Source organism: Roseateles sp. (genome assembly GCF_965229315.1).
Classification (GTDB): domain Bacteria; phylum Pseudomonadota; class Gammaproteobacteria; order Burkholderiales; family Burkholderiaceae_C; genus Pelomonas.
The window spans coordinates 2,001,633-2,015,741 of record NZ_CBDDJA010000002.1 but is presented as its reverse complement, the minus strand read 5'-3'; the positions used below and the strand labels follow the sequence as shown (position 1 = coordinate 2,015,741).

General features: G+C 69.0%; 14 protein-coding genes. 2 read left to right on the top strand and 12 right to left on the bottom strand.

Annotation, left to right across the window (positions count from 1 at the left end; all coding sequences use genetic code 11):
* Positions 1-18: 18 nt before the first annotated feature.
* The 4 genes from ACO07H_RS14115 to ACO07H_RS14100 form a co-directional block, all read right to left on the bottom strand.
* Positions 19-1,335: an aspartate aminotransferase family protein gene (locus ACO07H_RS14115; protein WP_422015173.1), complete on the bottom strand. Its 1,317-nt coding sequence runs from the start codon at positions 1,333-1,335 to the stop codon at positions 19-21.
* A gap of 51 nt (positions 1,336-1,386) precedes the next feature.
* Positions 1,387-2,295 carry a DMT family transporter gene (locus ACO07H_RS14110; RefSeq protein WP_422015171.1) on the bottom strand — a complete coding sequence of 303 codons (909 nt, stop codon included), beginning with the start codon at positions 2,293-2,295 and terminating at the stop codon, positions 1,387-1,389.
* The gene (locus ACO07H_RS14105; RefSeq protein ID WP_422015169.1) at positions 2,295-3,098 is read right to left on the bottom strand and encodes a ferritin-like domain-containing protein; all 804 of its coding nucleotides are present in this window, start codon (positions 3,096-3,098) and stop codon (positions 2,295-2,297) included. The genes ACO07H_RS14110 and ACO07H_RS14105 overlap by 1 nt, the downstream gene beginning before the upstream one ends.
* 89 nt (positions 3,099-3,187) lie before the next feature.
* Positions 3,188-3,715 (bottom strand): PEP-CTERM sorting domain-containing protein, encoded by a 528-nt coding sequence (locus ACO07H_RS14100; protein ID WP_422015167.1) that lies wholly within the window; start codon positions 3,713-3,715, stop codon positions 3,188-3,190.
* A gap of 252 nt (positions 3,716-3,967) precedes the next feature.
* Here ACO07H_RS14100 and ACO07H_RS14095 point away from each other — a divergent pair, with 252 nt between their 5' ends.
* Entirely contained in the window at positions 3,968-4,492 is a 525-nt protein-coding gene (locus ACO07H_RS14095; RefSeq protein ID WP_422015165.1) for a gamma carbonic anhydrase family protein, read from the top strand.
* 112 nt (positions 4,493-4,604) lie between these two features.
* A complete protein-coding gene (locus ACO07H_RS14090; protein ID WP_422015163.1) occupies positions 4,605-5,642 on the top strand; it encodes an Hsp33 family molecular chaperone HslO in 1,038 nt (345 codons plus the stop codon).
* A gap of 174 nt (positions 5,643-5,816) precedes the next feature.
* Here ACO07H_RS14090 and ACO07H_RS14085 read toward each other — a convergent pair whose 3' ends face one another.
* From ACO07H_RS14085 to mutS, 8 genes are all read right to left on the bottom strand, one after another.
* A complete protein-coding gene (locus ACO07H_RS14085; protein WP_422018642.1) occupies positions 5,817-6,338 on the bottom strand; it encodes an AAA family ATPase in 522 nt (173 codons plus the stop codon).
* Between the two features lie 5 nt (positions 6,339-6,343).
* Positions 6,344-6,955: a nicotinamide riboside transporter PnuC gene (gene pnuC / locus ACO07H_RS14080; RefSeq protein WP_422015161.1), complete on the bottom strand. Its 612-nt coding sequence runs from the start codon at positions 6,953-6,955 to the stop codon at positions 6,344-6,346.
* A complete protein-coding gene (locus ACO07H_RS14075; protein WP_422015159.1) occupies positions 6,955-7,248 on the bottom strand; it encodes a septum formation initiator family protein in 294 nt (97 codons plus the stop codon). The genes pnuC and ACO07H_RS14075 overlap by 1 nt, the downstream gene beginning before the upstream one ends.
* A 6-nt stretch (positions 7,249-7,254) precedes the next feature.
* Positions 7,255-8,541 carry a phosphopyruvate hydratase gene (gene eno, locus ACO07H_RS14070; RefSeq protein WP_422015157.1) on the bottom strand — a complete coding sequence of 429 codons (1,287 nt, stop codon included), beginning with the start codon at positions 8,539-8,541 and terminating at the stop codon, positions 7,255-7,257.
* An 89-nt stretch (positions 8,542-8,630) separates the two neighbouring features.
* A complete protein-coding gene (locus tag ACO07H_RS14065) occupies positions 8,631-8,921 on the bottom strand; it encodes a DUF1330 domain-containing protein (RefSeq protein WP_422015155.1) in 291 nt (96 codons plus the stop codon).
* Between the two features lie 12 nt (positions 8,922-8,933).
* Positions 8,934-10,583, bottom strand: a complete 1,650-nt coding sequence (locus ACO07H_RS14060) for a CTP synthase (RefSeq protein ID WP_422015153.1) — start codon at positions 10,581-10,583, stop codon at positions 8,934-8,936.
* A gap of 73 nt (positions 10,584-10,656) precedes the next feature.
* Complete coding sequence (locus ACO07H_RS14055; RefSeq protein WP_422015151.1) at positions 10,657-11,460, bottom strand: alpha/beta hydrolase; 804 nt, start codon at positions 11,458-11,460, stop codon at positions 10,657-10,659.
* 70 nt (positions 11,461-11,530) lie between these two features.
* Positions 11,531-14,092: a DNA mismatch repair protein MutS gene (gene mutS, locus ACO07H_RS14050; RefSeq protein WP_422015149.1), complete on the bottom strand. Its 2,562-nt coding sequence runs from the start codon at positions 14,090-14,092 to the stop codon at positions 11,531-11,533.
* Between the last annotated feature and the right edge of the window lie 17 nt (positions 14,093-14,109).

The following is a 14,109-nucleotide window of genomic DNA, read 5'->3' as shown; positions in this document are numbered from 1 at the left end:
TGTTGTGGCCGTTGTCGCTCAGGCGGCCCGCCGCAGCGCGCCGCGCAGCGTGTCGATGATGGTGGCGATGTGCTGGCTCTCGATGATGAGCGGCGGCGACAGCGCGATGGTGTCGCCCGTGGTGCGGATCAGCAGGCCCTTGTCCCAGCAGTCCAGGAAGATGTTGAACGCGCGCTTGGCCGGCTCGCCCGGCAGGCCTTTCAGCTCGATGCCGCCGACCAGGCCGATGTTTCGCACGTCGATGACGTTGGGTTCGTCACGCAGCGAGTGCAGCGCGGTGGCGAACTCGGCCTGCATCTGGCCGGCGCGGGTCAGCAGGTTGCCATCGGCGTAGGTGTCGAGTGTGGCGAGTCCGGCGGCACAGGCCAGCGGGTGGGCCGAGTAGGTGTAGCCGTGGAAGAACTCGATCAGGTGCTCCGGCCCGGTCATGAAAGCGTCGTGGATCTTCTGCTGCGCGAACACCGCGCCCATCGGCACGCAGCCGTTGGTGATGCCCTTGGCCACCGTCATCAGGTCCGGCGTGACGCCGAAGGTCTGCGCGGCGAACGGCTGGCCGGTGCGGCCGAAGCCGGTGATGACCTCGTCGAAGATCAGCAGGATGCCGTGCTTGTCGCAGATGTCGCGCAGGCGCTGCAGGTAGCCGGCCGGCGGGATCAGCACGCCGGTGGAGCCGGCCACCGGTTCGACGATGACGGCGGCGATGGTCGACGCGTCGTGCAGCGCGACCAGGCGCTCCAGGTCATCGGCCAGTTCGGCGCCGTGTTCGGGCACGCCCACCGAGAAGGCGTTGCGCGCCGGGTCGTGCGTGTGGCGGATGTGGTCCACGCCCGAGAGCAGGCTGCCGAACATCTTGCGGTTGGCCACCATGCCGCCGACCGAGATGCCGCCGAAGTTGACGCCGTGGTAGCCGCGCTCGCGCCCGATGAGCCGGGTGCGGGCGCCTTCGCCGCGCACGCGGTGGTAGGCGATGGCCATCTTCAGCGCCGTCTCGACGGACTCGGAGCCGGAGTTGGTGAAGAACACGCGGTTCATGCCCGCGGGCGCGATCTGCGCGAGGCGATCGGCCAGCTCGAAGGCCTTGGGATGGGCCATCTGGAAGGGCGGTGCGAAGTCCAGCTCCGCGGCCTGCTCCTGGATGGCCTTGACGATCTTGGGCCGGTTGTGGCCGGCGTTGACGCACCACAGGCCCGCGATGCCGTCCAGCACCTCGCGGCCCTTGTCGTCACGGAAGAACATGCCGTCGGCGCCGGTCAGCAGCCGGGGCGACTGCTTGAACTGGCGGTTGGCCGTGAACGGCATCCAGTAGGCGTCGAGTTTGGAAACGTCTGCGCTCATGCGGGGCTCCTCGGGAAAGATGACGGGGTTGGCTCGATTCTGACTGGTTGGTCAGATTTGCGGACTCAGGGGTTGCCTGAGTCTGGCCACCAGCGGCGCCAGTTGCACGAACAGGATGCAGCCCAGCATCAGGCCGCAGCCGAGCAGGCCGGCGGTGTTCAGGCGCTCGCCGAGCAGCAGGTAGCCGAAGCCGGCCGCGAACAGCGTCTCGGACGACAGGATGATGGCGGCATCGGCTGCATGCGCGTAGCGCTGCGCGACGACCTGGGCCGTGAAGGCCACGCCCACCGACAGCACGCCGGTGTAGACGATGGGCCAGAGGGCAGCCACGAGGCCGCTCGCATGGACCGGCTCGTTGACGAAGGCCGCGATGAGCGACAGCACGCCGCACACCGCGAACTGGCCGCTGGCGACGAGGAAGGGCGCGCCCATGCGGTCGGCCCAGCGGCCCACCATCAGCACGTGCAGCGCCCAGGGGACGGCCGAGCCGGCCACCCACAGGTCGCCCGCGCCCACGTTCAGCTCGTGCGCGCCGGACAGCAGGAATGCGCCGGCCAGGCATCCCACGGCTGCGGGCCACACCGACCCATGAGCGACCTGGCGCAGCAGCAGCCAGGCCAGCACAGGCACCAGCGGCACGTAGATCGCGGTCAGGAAGCCGGCGTTGGTGACGCTGGTGAACTGGATGCCGATCTGCTGCATGACGGCGCCCAGCGTCATCAGCCCGCCCAGGCCGGCGATGTGCCAGCCGTCCAGCCGCGTCAAGGGCTTTCCTTCACGACCGAGCCGGCGCCACTCCAGCATGGCCAGCGGCATTACCACGAGTGAGCCGATCAGGAAGCGCACGCCGGTGAACAGCAGCGGGCCGACGTCGGCCATGCCCTGGCGCTGGGCGATGAAGGCGGAGCCCCAGATCAGCGCGACGGCCGTGAGCAGCAGGTTGGCTTGGAGACGGGTCATCAGGGGGCGAGGGTCAGCGCGGCGAGTTCCGCGTCCTCGAAGCCCGCGGCGCGGCGGGCCTCCAGGTTGAAGGGCGCGCGCAGCTTCGGCGCCTGGAAGCGCTCGACGAGGTCGGGATACAGCGCCACCGGGTCCAGCCCACGCTGTGTGCACAGGAACCGGTACCAGCGGTTGCCGATCTGCACGTGGCCCACCTCGTCGCGCAGGATGATGGCGAGGATGTCCACGGCACGCGGGTCGCCCGCCTTGGCGAACTTGGCCTGCAGCGGCGGCGTGGCGTCCAGCCCGCGGGCCTCCAGCGTGCGCGGTACCAGGGCCATGCGGGCGAGCACGTCGCCGGCCGTGCGCTCGGCCATGGTCCACAGGCCATCGTGGGCGTCGAAGTCGCCGTAGTTCGCGCCGAGCGTGCGCAGGTGCCCGGCGAGCAGGTCGAAGTGCAACGCCTCCTCGGCGGCCACCTTCAGCCAGTCCAGGTAGAACGCCCGCGGCATGCCGGGGAAGCGCCAGAGGGCATCGAGCGCGAGGTTGATCGCGTTGAACTCGATGTGGGCGATGGCGTGCACCAGCGCGGCGCGGCCTTCGAGCGTGAAAGGCGAGCGCTTGGTCACTTTGACCGCGGCCACCAGCCGGGGCAGCGGCGGGCGGCCGGGAAGGGTCACGGCAGGCCCGGGGACGAGAGTGGTGGTTTCGTCGAGCGTGGCCTCGCCCCCGGCGACGGCCTGCGCCAGCGCCTGCGTGGCGGCGACCTTGGCGTCCGGCGCGGCAATGGCAAGGATGTCGAGAGCGCGGCAGCGGAGATCCATGCCCGCGATTGTCGGCGAGGGTCGGCGAGGCCATGAAAAAGCCGCCGCAGGCGCTGGGCGCCGGCGGCGGCTGTGAAGGGGTGTGGAGCTCAGGCTTCCAGCGCTTCTTCTTCAGTCTTGCGGCGGCGTGCCGCGGCAGCGCCCACCAGGCCCAGGCCGCCCAGCAGCAGGGCGATGGAAGCCGGTTCCGGCACGGCCGAGAGGTTGGTCACCGTCAGCGTGTACGAGGCGGTGCCTTGGTACTCGGTCAGCGCGAAGGTGCCGAGGTTGAAGGTCGGGTTGAGTTCGGAGCCGGTGTACAGCTGCGGGCCGTCGGCGATCAGCAGCGTGGCATCGCCATAGAAGTCGTCGATCTGGACGCCGCCGCCGAGGTCGCCGTGATAGAAGGTCAGGTCGACCAAGCCCGTGCTGGCGCCGGGAAACGTACCGGCAACATCCCAAACGATGAAGCCCTGACCTTCATACGGATCATCCGGCTCGATGGTCGACTGCATCTGCCAGGTGGCGTTGTAGGCGCCGGTCAGGGTGAATTGGTAGGTGTCCGCTTGGGCGGCAGCAGCAGCGGCCGTCAGCGCCGCGGCCGTGGCGATCTTGGAGAGGAGGCTCTTGACGTTCATATGTTCTTTCTCGCGATGTGGAAAAACAGCTAACGGTCAACCGTGACGAATTCACAGGTGTGGCGGCGATGATCAGGTTGGCGACAGCTTTCAGCAAGCACCGGACTTGAGGGGCGTGAAAACCCGCTGGGCACTAACCCGGGTTGCGCCGCGACGCCGTGCACCCACGGCCGCCGCGGCTCGCAGGCCGTCGCCGGGTGCTCACCTAAAATTCCGCTCCCGGCCCCAGCGGCCACTCTCAGGCGGCGAGCGATGGCGATCTACCAACTGGATGACTTCGTCCCCGATGTGGCCGGTTCCGCCTGGGTGGCCGGCAGCGCCGAGGTGATCGGCCGCGTCACGCTGGCCGAGGATGTGAGCATCTGGTTCAACGCCGTGCTGCGCGGCGACAGCGAGCATCTGACGGTCGGCGCCAGTAGCAATATCCAGGATGGTTCGGTGTTGCATGCAGACCACGGCTACCCCCTCGTCATCGGGGAGCGGGTGACGGTGGGCCATCAGGTCATGTTGCACGGCTGCACGGTGGGTGACGACAGCCTCATCGGTATCGGCGCCGTGGTCTTGAATGGCGCCCGCATCGGCCGCAACTGCGTCGTCGGCGCCGGCGCGCTGGTGACCGAGGGCAAGGAATTCCCGGACGGCAGCCTCATCGTCGGCGCGCCGGCCAAGGTCGTGCGCGAACTCAGCGAGGCGCAGATCGCCGGTCTGAAGGCCAGCGCGGCCCATTACGTCAACAACGGCCGCCGTTATGCGGGCGGCCTGAAGAGGATCGGATAAGACATGAAGAACGTGAAGGCCGGCGAGCGGGCCGAGCGCCGGGCCGCCCCAAGCCGGACAGGCACCCCCTCGGGGGATCGGCCGGCGACCTCGACGGACGAGGGGCGCCAGCATGTCTGAATTGCACAAGTTCCTGTTCGATGGCCTGCCCGTGCGCGGCATGCTGGTGCGGCTGACCGGTTCCTGGCAGGAGCTGTTGTCGCGCCGCGAGCCCGGCAGCGAATACCCGCCGGAACTGCGCGACCTGCTGGGCCAAATGAGCGCCGCGGCCGTGCTGATGCAGGCCAACATCAAGTTCAACGGCGCGCTGGTGCTGCAGATCTTCGGTGACGGCCCCGTCAAGCTGGCCGTCGCGGAGGCCCAGCCCGACCTGGCGTTCCGCGCCACGGCCAAGTGTGTGGGCGAGGTGGCGCCGGGCGCGGCGCTGGAGGCCATGGTCAACCTGCACGGCCAGGGGCGTTGCGCGATCACGCTGGACCCCAAGGACAAGTTCCCCGGCCAGCAGCCCTACCAGGGGGTCGTGTCCCTGCACGGCGACCAGCGCGAACCGCTGCAGAAGATCTCCGAGGTGCTGGAGCACTACATGCTGCAGTCCGAGCAGCTCGACACCAAGCTCGTGCTGGCCGCCAATGGCGACATCGCCGCGGGCCTGCTGATCCAGCGCCTGCCGGTCGAGGGCGAAGGCAATCTGCAGGGGGTGCGCGGCGCCGGGCCGGCCTCGCCCACGCCAAGCCCCGCCGGGGAGCACCCGGCGCTGCCGGCATGGAGCCAGCGCTCCAGCAACGAGGACGACATCGGGTTGTCCGACGCCTTCAACCGCATCAGCATCCTCGCGGGCACGCTGACGGCCGAGGAACTGCTGACGCTGGACGCCGACACGGTGCTGCGCCGGCTGTTCTGGGAAGAGACCGTGACCCGCTTCGAGCCGCAGGCGCCGCACTTCGCCTGCACCTGCTCGCGGGAACGCGTCACGCAGATGCTGCGCGGTCTGGGCCGCGACGAGGCGGACAGCGTGCTGGCCGAACGTGGCGAGATCGAGATCAGCTGCGACTTCTGCGGCCAGCACTACCGCTTCGACGCGGTCGATGTCGGTGCCATGTTCACGGCCCTCGGCAACCAGCCCGTCGGCGGGGACGCGACGCTGCAATGAGCGGCGTGCCCGGCACGGACGTTCGCAGTCCGGTCTGACCCCTGCGGGCCGGGCCTGCGGCGCTGGTAGCAGGGGATCTTCAGGCGCAGGAAACCATCCATGATGACCTGGCCGCCGCCGGCATCAAGCCATCCGCCGACCCGGTGCTGCTGGTGCGCCCGGCGGCCTACGGCGTCAGCTACGCGCAGCGGGCGCTGTGAGCCGGGGCGCCAGCGCCTGCAGCGCGCGTTGCAGCCGCACCGCGTCGCTGCCTTCGATGTCCACCCACGGCAGCGCCGCGGCCGCCAGCGCGGCGCGCAGGCGCGCGTCGAAGCGTGCCCGCACCTCGGGCCCGTCGCGCTGGATGCCATCGGACTGCCAGGGCAAATCCGGAGCGCACAGCAGCGTCATGTCGCAGCGGCGCTGGAAGGCCACCGCGCCGGCCAGCAGCGAGTCGTCGTCGAAGTAATGCTGGCTGCACAGGGCCGTGATCAGCGGCGTGGTGTCGCAGAACACCAGCGCATGCTGCCGGGCGGCGGCCTCGATGCGGGCGGCCTGGGCCTGGGCGATGTGCGGCTGCTCATGCTTCTGCGGCGTGCGGCCGTGGGTGTCGCACCATTCGCGCAGGTACTCGGTCACGAGGCCGGCGTTGAAGTGCGTGGCCAGTGCCTCGGCCAGCGTGGACTTGCCGGTGCACTCGGCGCCCAGCAGGGCCACCAGCGTCAAGCCCGCCTCCACGCGCGCCAGCCGATCACGCTCATCGGGATGAAGCCGGCATACAGGATGACGGTGAGCCAGTAGCCCTTGAGGCCGAACAGCACCACGCTGACCGCGTTGACGACGATCCAGGTCGGCCAGTTCTCCTCGTACTTGCGCGCCAGCAGCCATTGGCCCAGCAGGCTGGCGACGGTGGGGAAGGCGTCCCAGTAGGGCAGCGGCGAGTCGGTCTGCCTGGACAGGAACAGGCCCAGCAGCGGCCAGGCGGCCAGCGTCAGCAGCACGGGCTTGGCGAGGCCTGGCAGGCCCAGGCGCCGCACGGTCAACGCCTCGCCGCTGCGCGTGCGGCCGAAGCGCCACTGCCACCAGCCCCACAGCGCCAGCGCGGCGAACAGCAGTTGCAGCGCCGCCTCGCCGTAGAGCTTGCCGTCCCAGAACAGCGCGAAGTACATCAGCGAGCTGATGAGCGCCAGCGGCCAGGCCAGCAGGTGCACGCGCATGTTGCACACGACCATCCAGATCGCCAGCACGAAGGCCACCAGCTCCAGCCACGAGATGGGGCTGCCGAACGCGGAGAAGGCCGGCGCGATCAGCGCCGCCCACGAGGCCGCCAGCATCAGCGCCTGCCGGACGAGGCCGCCGCCGAAGCGACGGGCACGAAGATTTCGTCGGACTTGATCATGCCCAGCTCGAAGCGGGCCTTCTCCTCGACCATCTCCAGCCCCTCGCGCAGGTCGCGCAACTCCGCCTGCAGCTGGCTGTTGCGTGCCCGGGCCGCGTCGTTCTCGGCCTGCGCGTCGGCCAGCTTCTCACGCAGCTGGGCGACGTGCGGAATGCTGCCCCGGCCCACCCAGAGCTGGGCCTGGATGGCCGCGAGGAACGCGGCCAGGACCAGGGCGAGGACTTTCAAGTGAGGTCAGCGCAGGTTGTAGAACGCGGCGCGGCCGGGGTAGGTCGCGACGTCGCCCAGGTCTTCCTCGATGCGCAGCAGCTGGTTGTACTTGGCCATGCGGTCCGAGCGCGACAGCGAGCCGGTCTTGATCTGGCCGGCGTTGGTGCCCACCGCGATGTCGGCGATGGTGTTGTCTTCGGTCTCGCCCGAGCGGTGCGAGATGACGGCCGTGTAGCCCGCGCGCTTGGCCATCTCGATGGCGGCGAAGGTCTCGGTCAGCGTGCCGATCTGGTTGATCTTGATCAGGATCGAGTTGGCGATGCCCTTGTCGATGCCCTCCTGCAGGATCTTGGTGTTGGTGACGAACAGGTCGTCGCCGACGATCTGCACGTTCTTGCCCAGGCGGTCGGTCAACAGCTTCCAGCCGTCCCAGTCGCCTTCGGCCATGCCGTCCTCGATGGAGATGATGGGGTACTTGTCGACCCAGGTGGCCAGCATGTCGGTCCATTGGGCCGCGGTCAGCTGGATGCCGCCTTCGCCTTCCAGCACGTACTTGCCGTCCTTGTAGAACTCGCTGGCGGCGCAGTCCAGGCCGATGGCGATCTGTTCGCCGGCGGTGTAGCCGGCGTTGGCGATGGCGTCCAGGATCAGCTGGATCGCGGCCTCGTGGCTCTCGACGCTGGGCGCGAAGCCGCCTTCGTCGCCGACGGCGGTGGAGATGTGCTTGCCTTCGAGGATCTTCTTCAACGCGTGGAAGACCTCGGCGCCCCAGCGCAGCGCTTCACGGAAGCTCGGCGCGCCCACGGGGATGATCATCAGCTCCTGCAGGTCCAGCGAGTTGTTCGCATGCGCGCCGCCGTTGATGACGTTCATCATCGGCACGGGCAACTGGTTGGCGCTCATGCCGCCGAAGTAACGGTACAGCGGCAGGCCGGACTCTTCGGCCGCGGCGCGGGCCACGGCCATGGACACGGCCAGCATCGCGTTCGCACCCAGGCGGCTCTTGTTCTCGGTGCCGTCCAGGTCGATCAGCGTCTTGTCCAGGAAAGCCTGCTCGGCGGCGTCCAGGCCCAGCACGGCCTCAGAGATCTCGGTGTTGATGTGCTCCACGGCGCGCAGCACGCCCTTGCCCAGGTAGCGGGACTTGTCGCCGTCGCGCAGCTCGATGGCTTCGCGCGAACCGGTGGACGCGCCCGACGGCACGGCCGCACGGCCCATGACGCCGGACTCCAGCAGCACGTCGCACTCCACGGTGGGGTTGCCGCGGCTGTCGAGGATCTCTCGGCCGACGATGTCAACGATGGCGCTCATTCTTGTGTCTCCAGGAAGTGAAAAATTCGGGGCGGGGCGCAGTGTGCCAAGCGGGCGTTACCGCGTCACATCAATCTCTTGCCGGTGCTTCAGACGCCGTCGATCAGCACCATGCGCATCACCGCCGCACCCTCGCGGGCCTGCCGGGCGCGGCCGTACTCGGGCGAGTCGTAGAACGCCTGCGCCGCTTCGCGCGATGGGAACTTCAGCAGAACGACACGCTCCGGCGCCCAGTCGCCTTCCAGCACGCTGACTGCGCCGCCACGCACGCAGACCTCGGCGCCATGCACCTGCATCGCCTGCGACGAGAACTTGCGGTAGTCCTCGTACTGCGCCGGGTCGGTGACCGTGACATTTGCAAAGATGTAGGCGCTCGGCATGGTGTCAGTGAGTCAGTGAGCTTGGTGCTTGTGGTTCAGCGCGGCCTTGATGAAGGCCGTGAACAGCGGGTGGCCGCCCCAGGGCGTGGACTTGAACTCGGGGTGGAACTGCACGCCGACGAACCACGGGTGCACCTCGCGCGGCAGCTCGACCATTTCGGTCAGCTTCTCGCGCTGGGTGATGGCCGAGATGACCAAGCCAGCCTGCTGCAGGCGGTCCAGGTAGTGCTCGTTGGCTTCGAAGCGGTGGCGGTGGCGCTCGGTGACGACGTCGCCGTAGATGTCGTGGGCCAGCGTGCCGGCTTTGACGTCGGAGCTCTGCGCGCCCAGGCGCATCGTGCCGCCGAGGTCGGAGTTGGCGTCGCGCTTCTGGATGCTGCCGTCGGCGTCCTGCCACTCGTCGATCAGCGCGATGACGGGATGCGGCGTCTGCGGGTCGAACTCGGTGGAGTTGGCGCCTGCCAGGCCGGCCATGTGGCGGGCGTACTCGATGGTCGCGACCTGCATGCCCAGGCAGATGCCAAGGTAGGGCACCTTGTGCTCGCGGGCGTATTGCGCAGCCAGGATCTTGCCCTCCACGCCGCGCTTGCCGAAGCCGCCGGGCACCAGGATGGCGTCGTAGGCGCTGAGGCTGCCGACCGTCTCGGGCGTCAGCGTCTCGCTGTCGACGTACTCGATCTTCACGCCCGAATGGTTGTGGATGCCGGCGTGGCGCAGCGCCTCGTTGAGCGACTTGTACGAGTCCGACAGGTCGGTGTACTTGCCGCACATGGCGATGGTGAGCTGCTCCTTGGGGTTCTCGACCTCGAACACGAGGTTGTCCCAGCGCTTGAGGTCCGCGCTCTTGGTGTTGAGCTGCAGCTTGGTGCAGATGAGCTGGTCCAGGCCCTGCTCGTGCAGCATGCGCGGCACCTTGTAGATGGTGTTCACGTCCCACATCGAGATCACGCCGTACTCCGCGACGTTCGTGAACAGCGAGATCTTCTCGCGTTCGTCGTCGGGGATGCGGCGGTCGGCGCGGCACAGCAGCGCGTCGGGCTGGATGCCGATCTCGCGCAGCTTCTGCACCGTGTGCTGCGTGGGCTTGGTCTTGAGTTCGCCGGCGGCGGCGATCCACGGCACGTAGGTCAGGTGTACGAAGGCGACGTTGTTCGGGCCGGCCTTCAGGCTCATCTGGCGCGCGGCTTCCAGGAAGGGCAGCGACTCGATGTCGCCCACCGTGCCGCCGATCTCGACGATGGCCACGTCCACCGCCTCGGGCGTGCCCTGGCCGGCCCCGCGGCGGATGAACTCCTGCATCTCGTTGGTGATGTGCGGGATCACCTGCACCGTCTTGCCGAGGTAGTCGCCGCGGCGTTCCTTCTCCAGCACGGACATGTAGATCTGGCCGGTGGTGAAGTTGTTGGCCTTCTTCATCCGCGTCGTGATGAAGCGCTCGTAGTGGCCGAGGTCCAGGTCGGTTTCGGCGCCATCGTCGGTGACGAAGACCTCACCGTGCTGGAACGGCGACATCGTGCCCGGGTCGACGTTGATGTACGGGTCCAGCTTGATCAGGGTGACCTTGAGGCCGCGGGATTCGAGGATGGCAGCCAGGGAGGCCGATGCGATGCCCTTGCCTAGCGAGGACACCACGCCGCCAGTGACGAAGACGTATTTGGTCATGTCTTGCAGCAGCCCAGAACAGGCTGCTGTGGTGGGAAATTCAGATTGTACGGGAGGCGTCGGGGCCCGGCCGTCAGCGGGCCTGGTCGGCGAGCAGCGCCAGCACCAGGTCGGCCGTCGAATCCGGCTGTTCGAACGGGTAGAGGTGCGAGCCCTCCATCCAGCGCCAGCGCTCGCCCGCCAGCCGCTGCGACGCCGCGGCACCGGCCTGGCGCAGCTCGCGCGAGCGCGTGCCGCCGACGAAGCTCACCGGGCACTGTGGCGGGCGCAGGCGCAGCAGCAGCGGCAGGTGGTGAGGCAGCGTGCGGTAGATGTGGGCTTCGACCTCGCGATGAAAGCGCAGCCGCACCTGGCCGTCCAGCTCCTCGAAGCCTGCCTCGACGTAGTCAGCCAGTACACGCGGGTCCCAGCGGGCGAACGCCTTCTTGGCGGCGAAGTGCGCGTGGACTGCCGCGCGGTCGGGCCAGCTCTGCCTGCGCTCGCGGGCGATCTTGGACGGGCCGTAGCGGTGGATCAGCCCGGTCGTCTTCGCCACGGCGATGCCGGCGGCGCGGAGCCCGGCGATGACGGGCGAATCCAGCATCACCAGGCCATTGACCAGGTCGGGCCGGCGGCACGCGGCCATCAGGCTCAGCAGGCCGCCCAGCGAATGGCCCACCAGCGCGATGGGGCCGTCGGGCCTCACGTCGTGCTCGATGAAATGGATGAGCTGGTCGCGCAGCCGGCGCCAGTCGCCGGTGACGGGGAAGCGCGGATCGTGGCCGAAGCGGTCCAGCGCCTCGACGCGCCAGCCGGCCGCGCGCCAGCGCTCGAACAGCACGCGGTAGCAGCCGGCGGGAAAGCTGTTGGCGTGGGAGAAGACGAGCGTCTTGGTCACCGGGCACCCTTCGCGCTGCGCGCTGTCCCGGCGAGCTGGCGCCGAGAGCCTTCGGGCGGCCGGGCAGCGCTCATGCCTTGGCGAGCTTCTTGAGCTGGTACAGCGCGTCGAGCGCCTCGCGCGGCGACAGTGCATCGGGGTCGATGCCGGCGAGCGCGGCCACCAGCGCGCTGGGCTCGGGCAGCGGCGGTGGGGCAGGGGGTGCGGCGAACAGGTCGAACTGGTCGTCGGCCGCGTTCGAGCGCGTCTCCAGCGCTTCCAGCGTCGCGCGTGCCTGGCGCACCAGGCTGGCCGGCATGCCGGCCAGCTTCGCGACCTGCACGCCGTAGCTGCGGCTGGCAGGGCCGGGCTGCAGTTCGTGCAGGAAGACGATGTCCTCGCCGCTCTCCACGGCCGACACGTGCCAGTTCTGCGCCAGCGTGTGCTTGGCCGGGAACTCGGTCAGCTCGAAGTAGTGTGTGGCGAACAGCGTGAAGGCGCGCGTCTTGTCGTGCAGATGACTGGCGATGGCCGACGCCAGCGCCAGGCCGTCGAAGGTCGAGGTGCCACGGCCGATCTCGTCCATCAGCACCAGCGACTGGTCGGTGGCCGAATGCAGGATGGCCGCGCCCTCGGTCATCTCCAGCATGAAGGTGGACTGCGCGTTGGCCAGGTCGTCCGCCGCGCCGATGCGCGTGTGGATGGCGTCCATCGGGCCCAGGCGGCAACGGGTGGCCGGCACGTAGGAACCGATGGCGGCCAGCAGCGCGATCAGCGCCACCTGGCGCATGAAGGTGCTCTTGCCGCCCATGTTCGGGCCGGTGATGACCAGCAGCTTGGTGCGCGCATCCAGCTTGCAGTCGTTGGGCATGAACTCCGTGCCGCCGGTTTCGTACAGGCGGGCCTGCACGACCGGGTGGCGGCCGGCCTCGATGTCCAGGCAGGGCTGTGGAACGAACTCCGGCCGACACCAGTTCAGCGTGATGGCACGCTCGGCCAGCGCCGCCAGCGCATCCAGCCCGGCCAGCGTGCGGCCCAGCGCGGTCAGCGGCGCCAGGCGGGTGATGAGCGCGTCGATGACCTGCTCGTACAGCAGCTTCTCGCGCGCCAGCGCCCGCTCGTTGGCGGACAGTGCCTTGTCTTCGAATGCCTTCAGCTCCGGCGTGATGTAGCGCTCGGCGTTCTTCAGCGTCTGGCGGCGCTGGTAGTCCATCGGCACCTTGTCGACCTGGCCCTGCGTCACCTCGATGTAGAAGCCGTGCACGCGGTTGAACTGCACACGCAGGTTGGCGATGCCGGTGCGGGCGCGTTCGCGCGTTTCCAGGTCCAGCAGGAAGCCGTCGCAGTTCTGCTGGATGCCGCGCAGCTCGTCCAGCTCGGCGTCGAAACCGTCGGCCATGACGCCGCCGTCGCGCGTCAGCAGGGCCGGCTCCAGCGCGATGGCGCGCTCCAGCAGATCCAGGATGTCGGTCGGCGGCGTCAACGCTGCATCACGCAGGGCAGCCGGCGTCACTGCACGCAGCTGCGGCAGCACCTGCAAGGTCGCGCGCAGGCCCGTCAGCTCGCGCGGGCGCACCTGGCGCAGCGCGATGCGGGCGGAGATGCGCTCCACGTCGCTGACCGACTTCAGCGCCTCGCGCAGCGGCTCGAAGCCTTCCGCATGCAGCGCCGCAATCGCGTCGTGACGCGAGATCGCTTCCGCCCGGTCGCGCTTGGGATGCAGCAGCCACTGCCGCAGCGTGCGGCTGCCCATGCCGCTCTTGCAGGTGTCCAGCAGCGAGAACAGCGTCGGCGACGACTCGCCGCGCAGCGTCTGCACCAGCTCCAGGTTGCGCTGCGTGGCCGGCGGCAGGTCCAGCAGGTCGCTGGCGCGCTGCACGCGCAACGACCGCACGTGGGCCAGCGCGCGGCCCTGGGTGTGTTCGGCAAAGGCCAGCAGCGCGCTGCCGGCCGCATGCGCCAGCACCATTTCATGCGCGTTGAAGCCCTGCAGGCTGGCGACCGCCAATTGCTCGCACAGCTTGCGGTTGCCCAAGGCGCCGTCGAACTGCCAGCTTGGCCGGTTCGTCACCGGGAAACGCGCCTTCATGACGCCGGCCGGCTGCTGTTCGCGGTTGACCAGCACCTCGGCCGGGGACAGCAGCGCCAGCCAGCCCGGCAGTTCCACGTCGCTGCATTCGGCCAGGCCGATCTCGCCCTGCGTCAGCGACAGCCAGGCCAGCCCGTGCCGGCGGCCGTGGCCGGAGACGGCCAGCAGCACCGCGTCCTGCTTGTCGGCCAGCAACTCGGTGTCGGTGATGGTGCCCGGCGTGACGACGCGCACCACCTTGCGCTCCACCGGCCCCTTGCCCGCGCCGACCTCACCGACCTGTTCAGCGATGGCCACCGCTTCACCGAGCTTGATGAGCTTGGCGAGATAGCTCTCCAGCGCATGCACCGGCACGCCGGCCATGATCACGGGCTGCCCGGCGCTCTGGCCGCGCTGGGTCAGCGTGATGTCCAGCAGCGCATGGGCTTTGCGCGCGTCATCAAAGAAGACCTCGTAGAAATCGCCCATCCGGTACAGCAGCAGCGTGTCCGGAAAGTCGGCTTTCAGGCCCAGGTACTGCTGCATCATGGGCGTGTGCGCGCTGAAGTCAGCGGTCTGGTTCATCGGCGTGGGGCAAATAG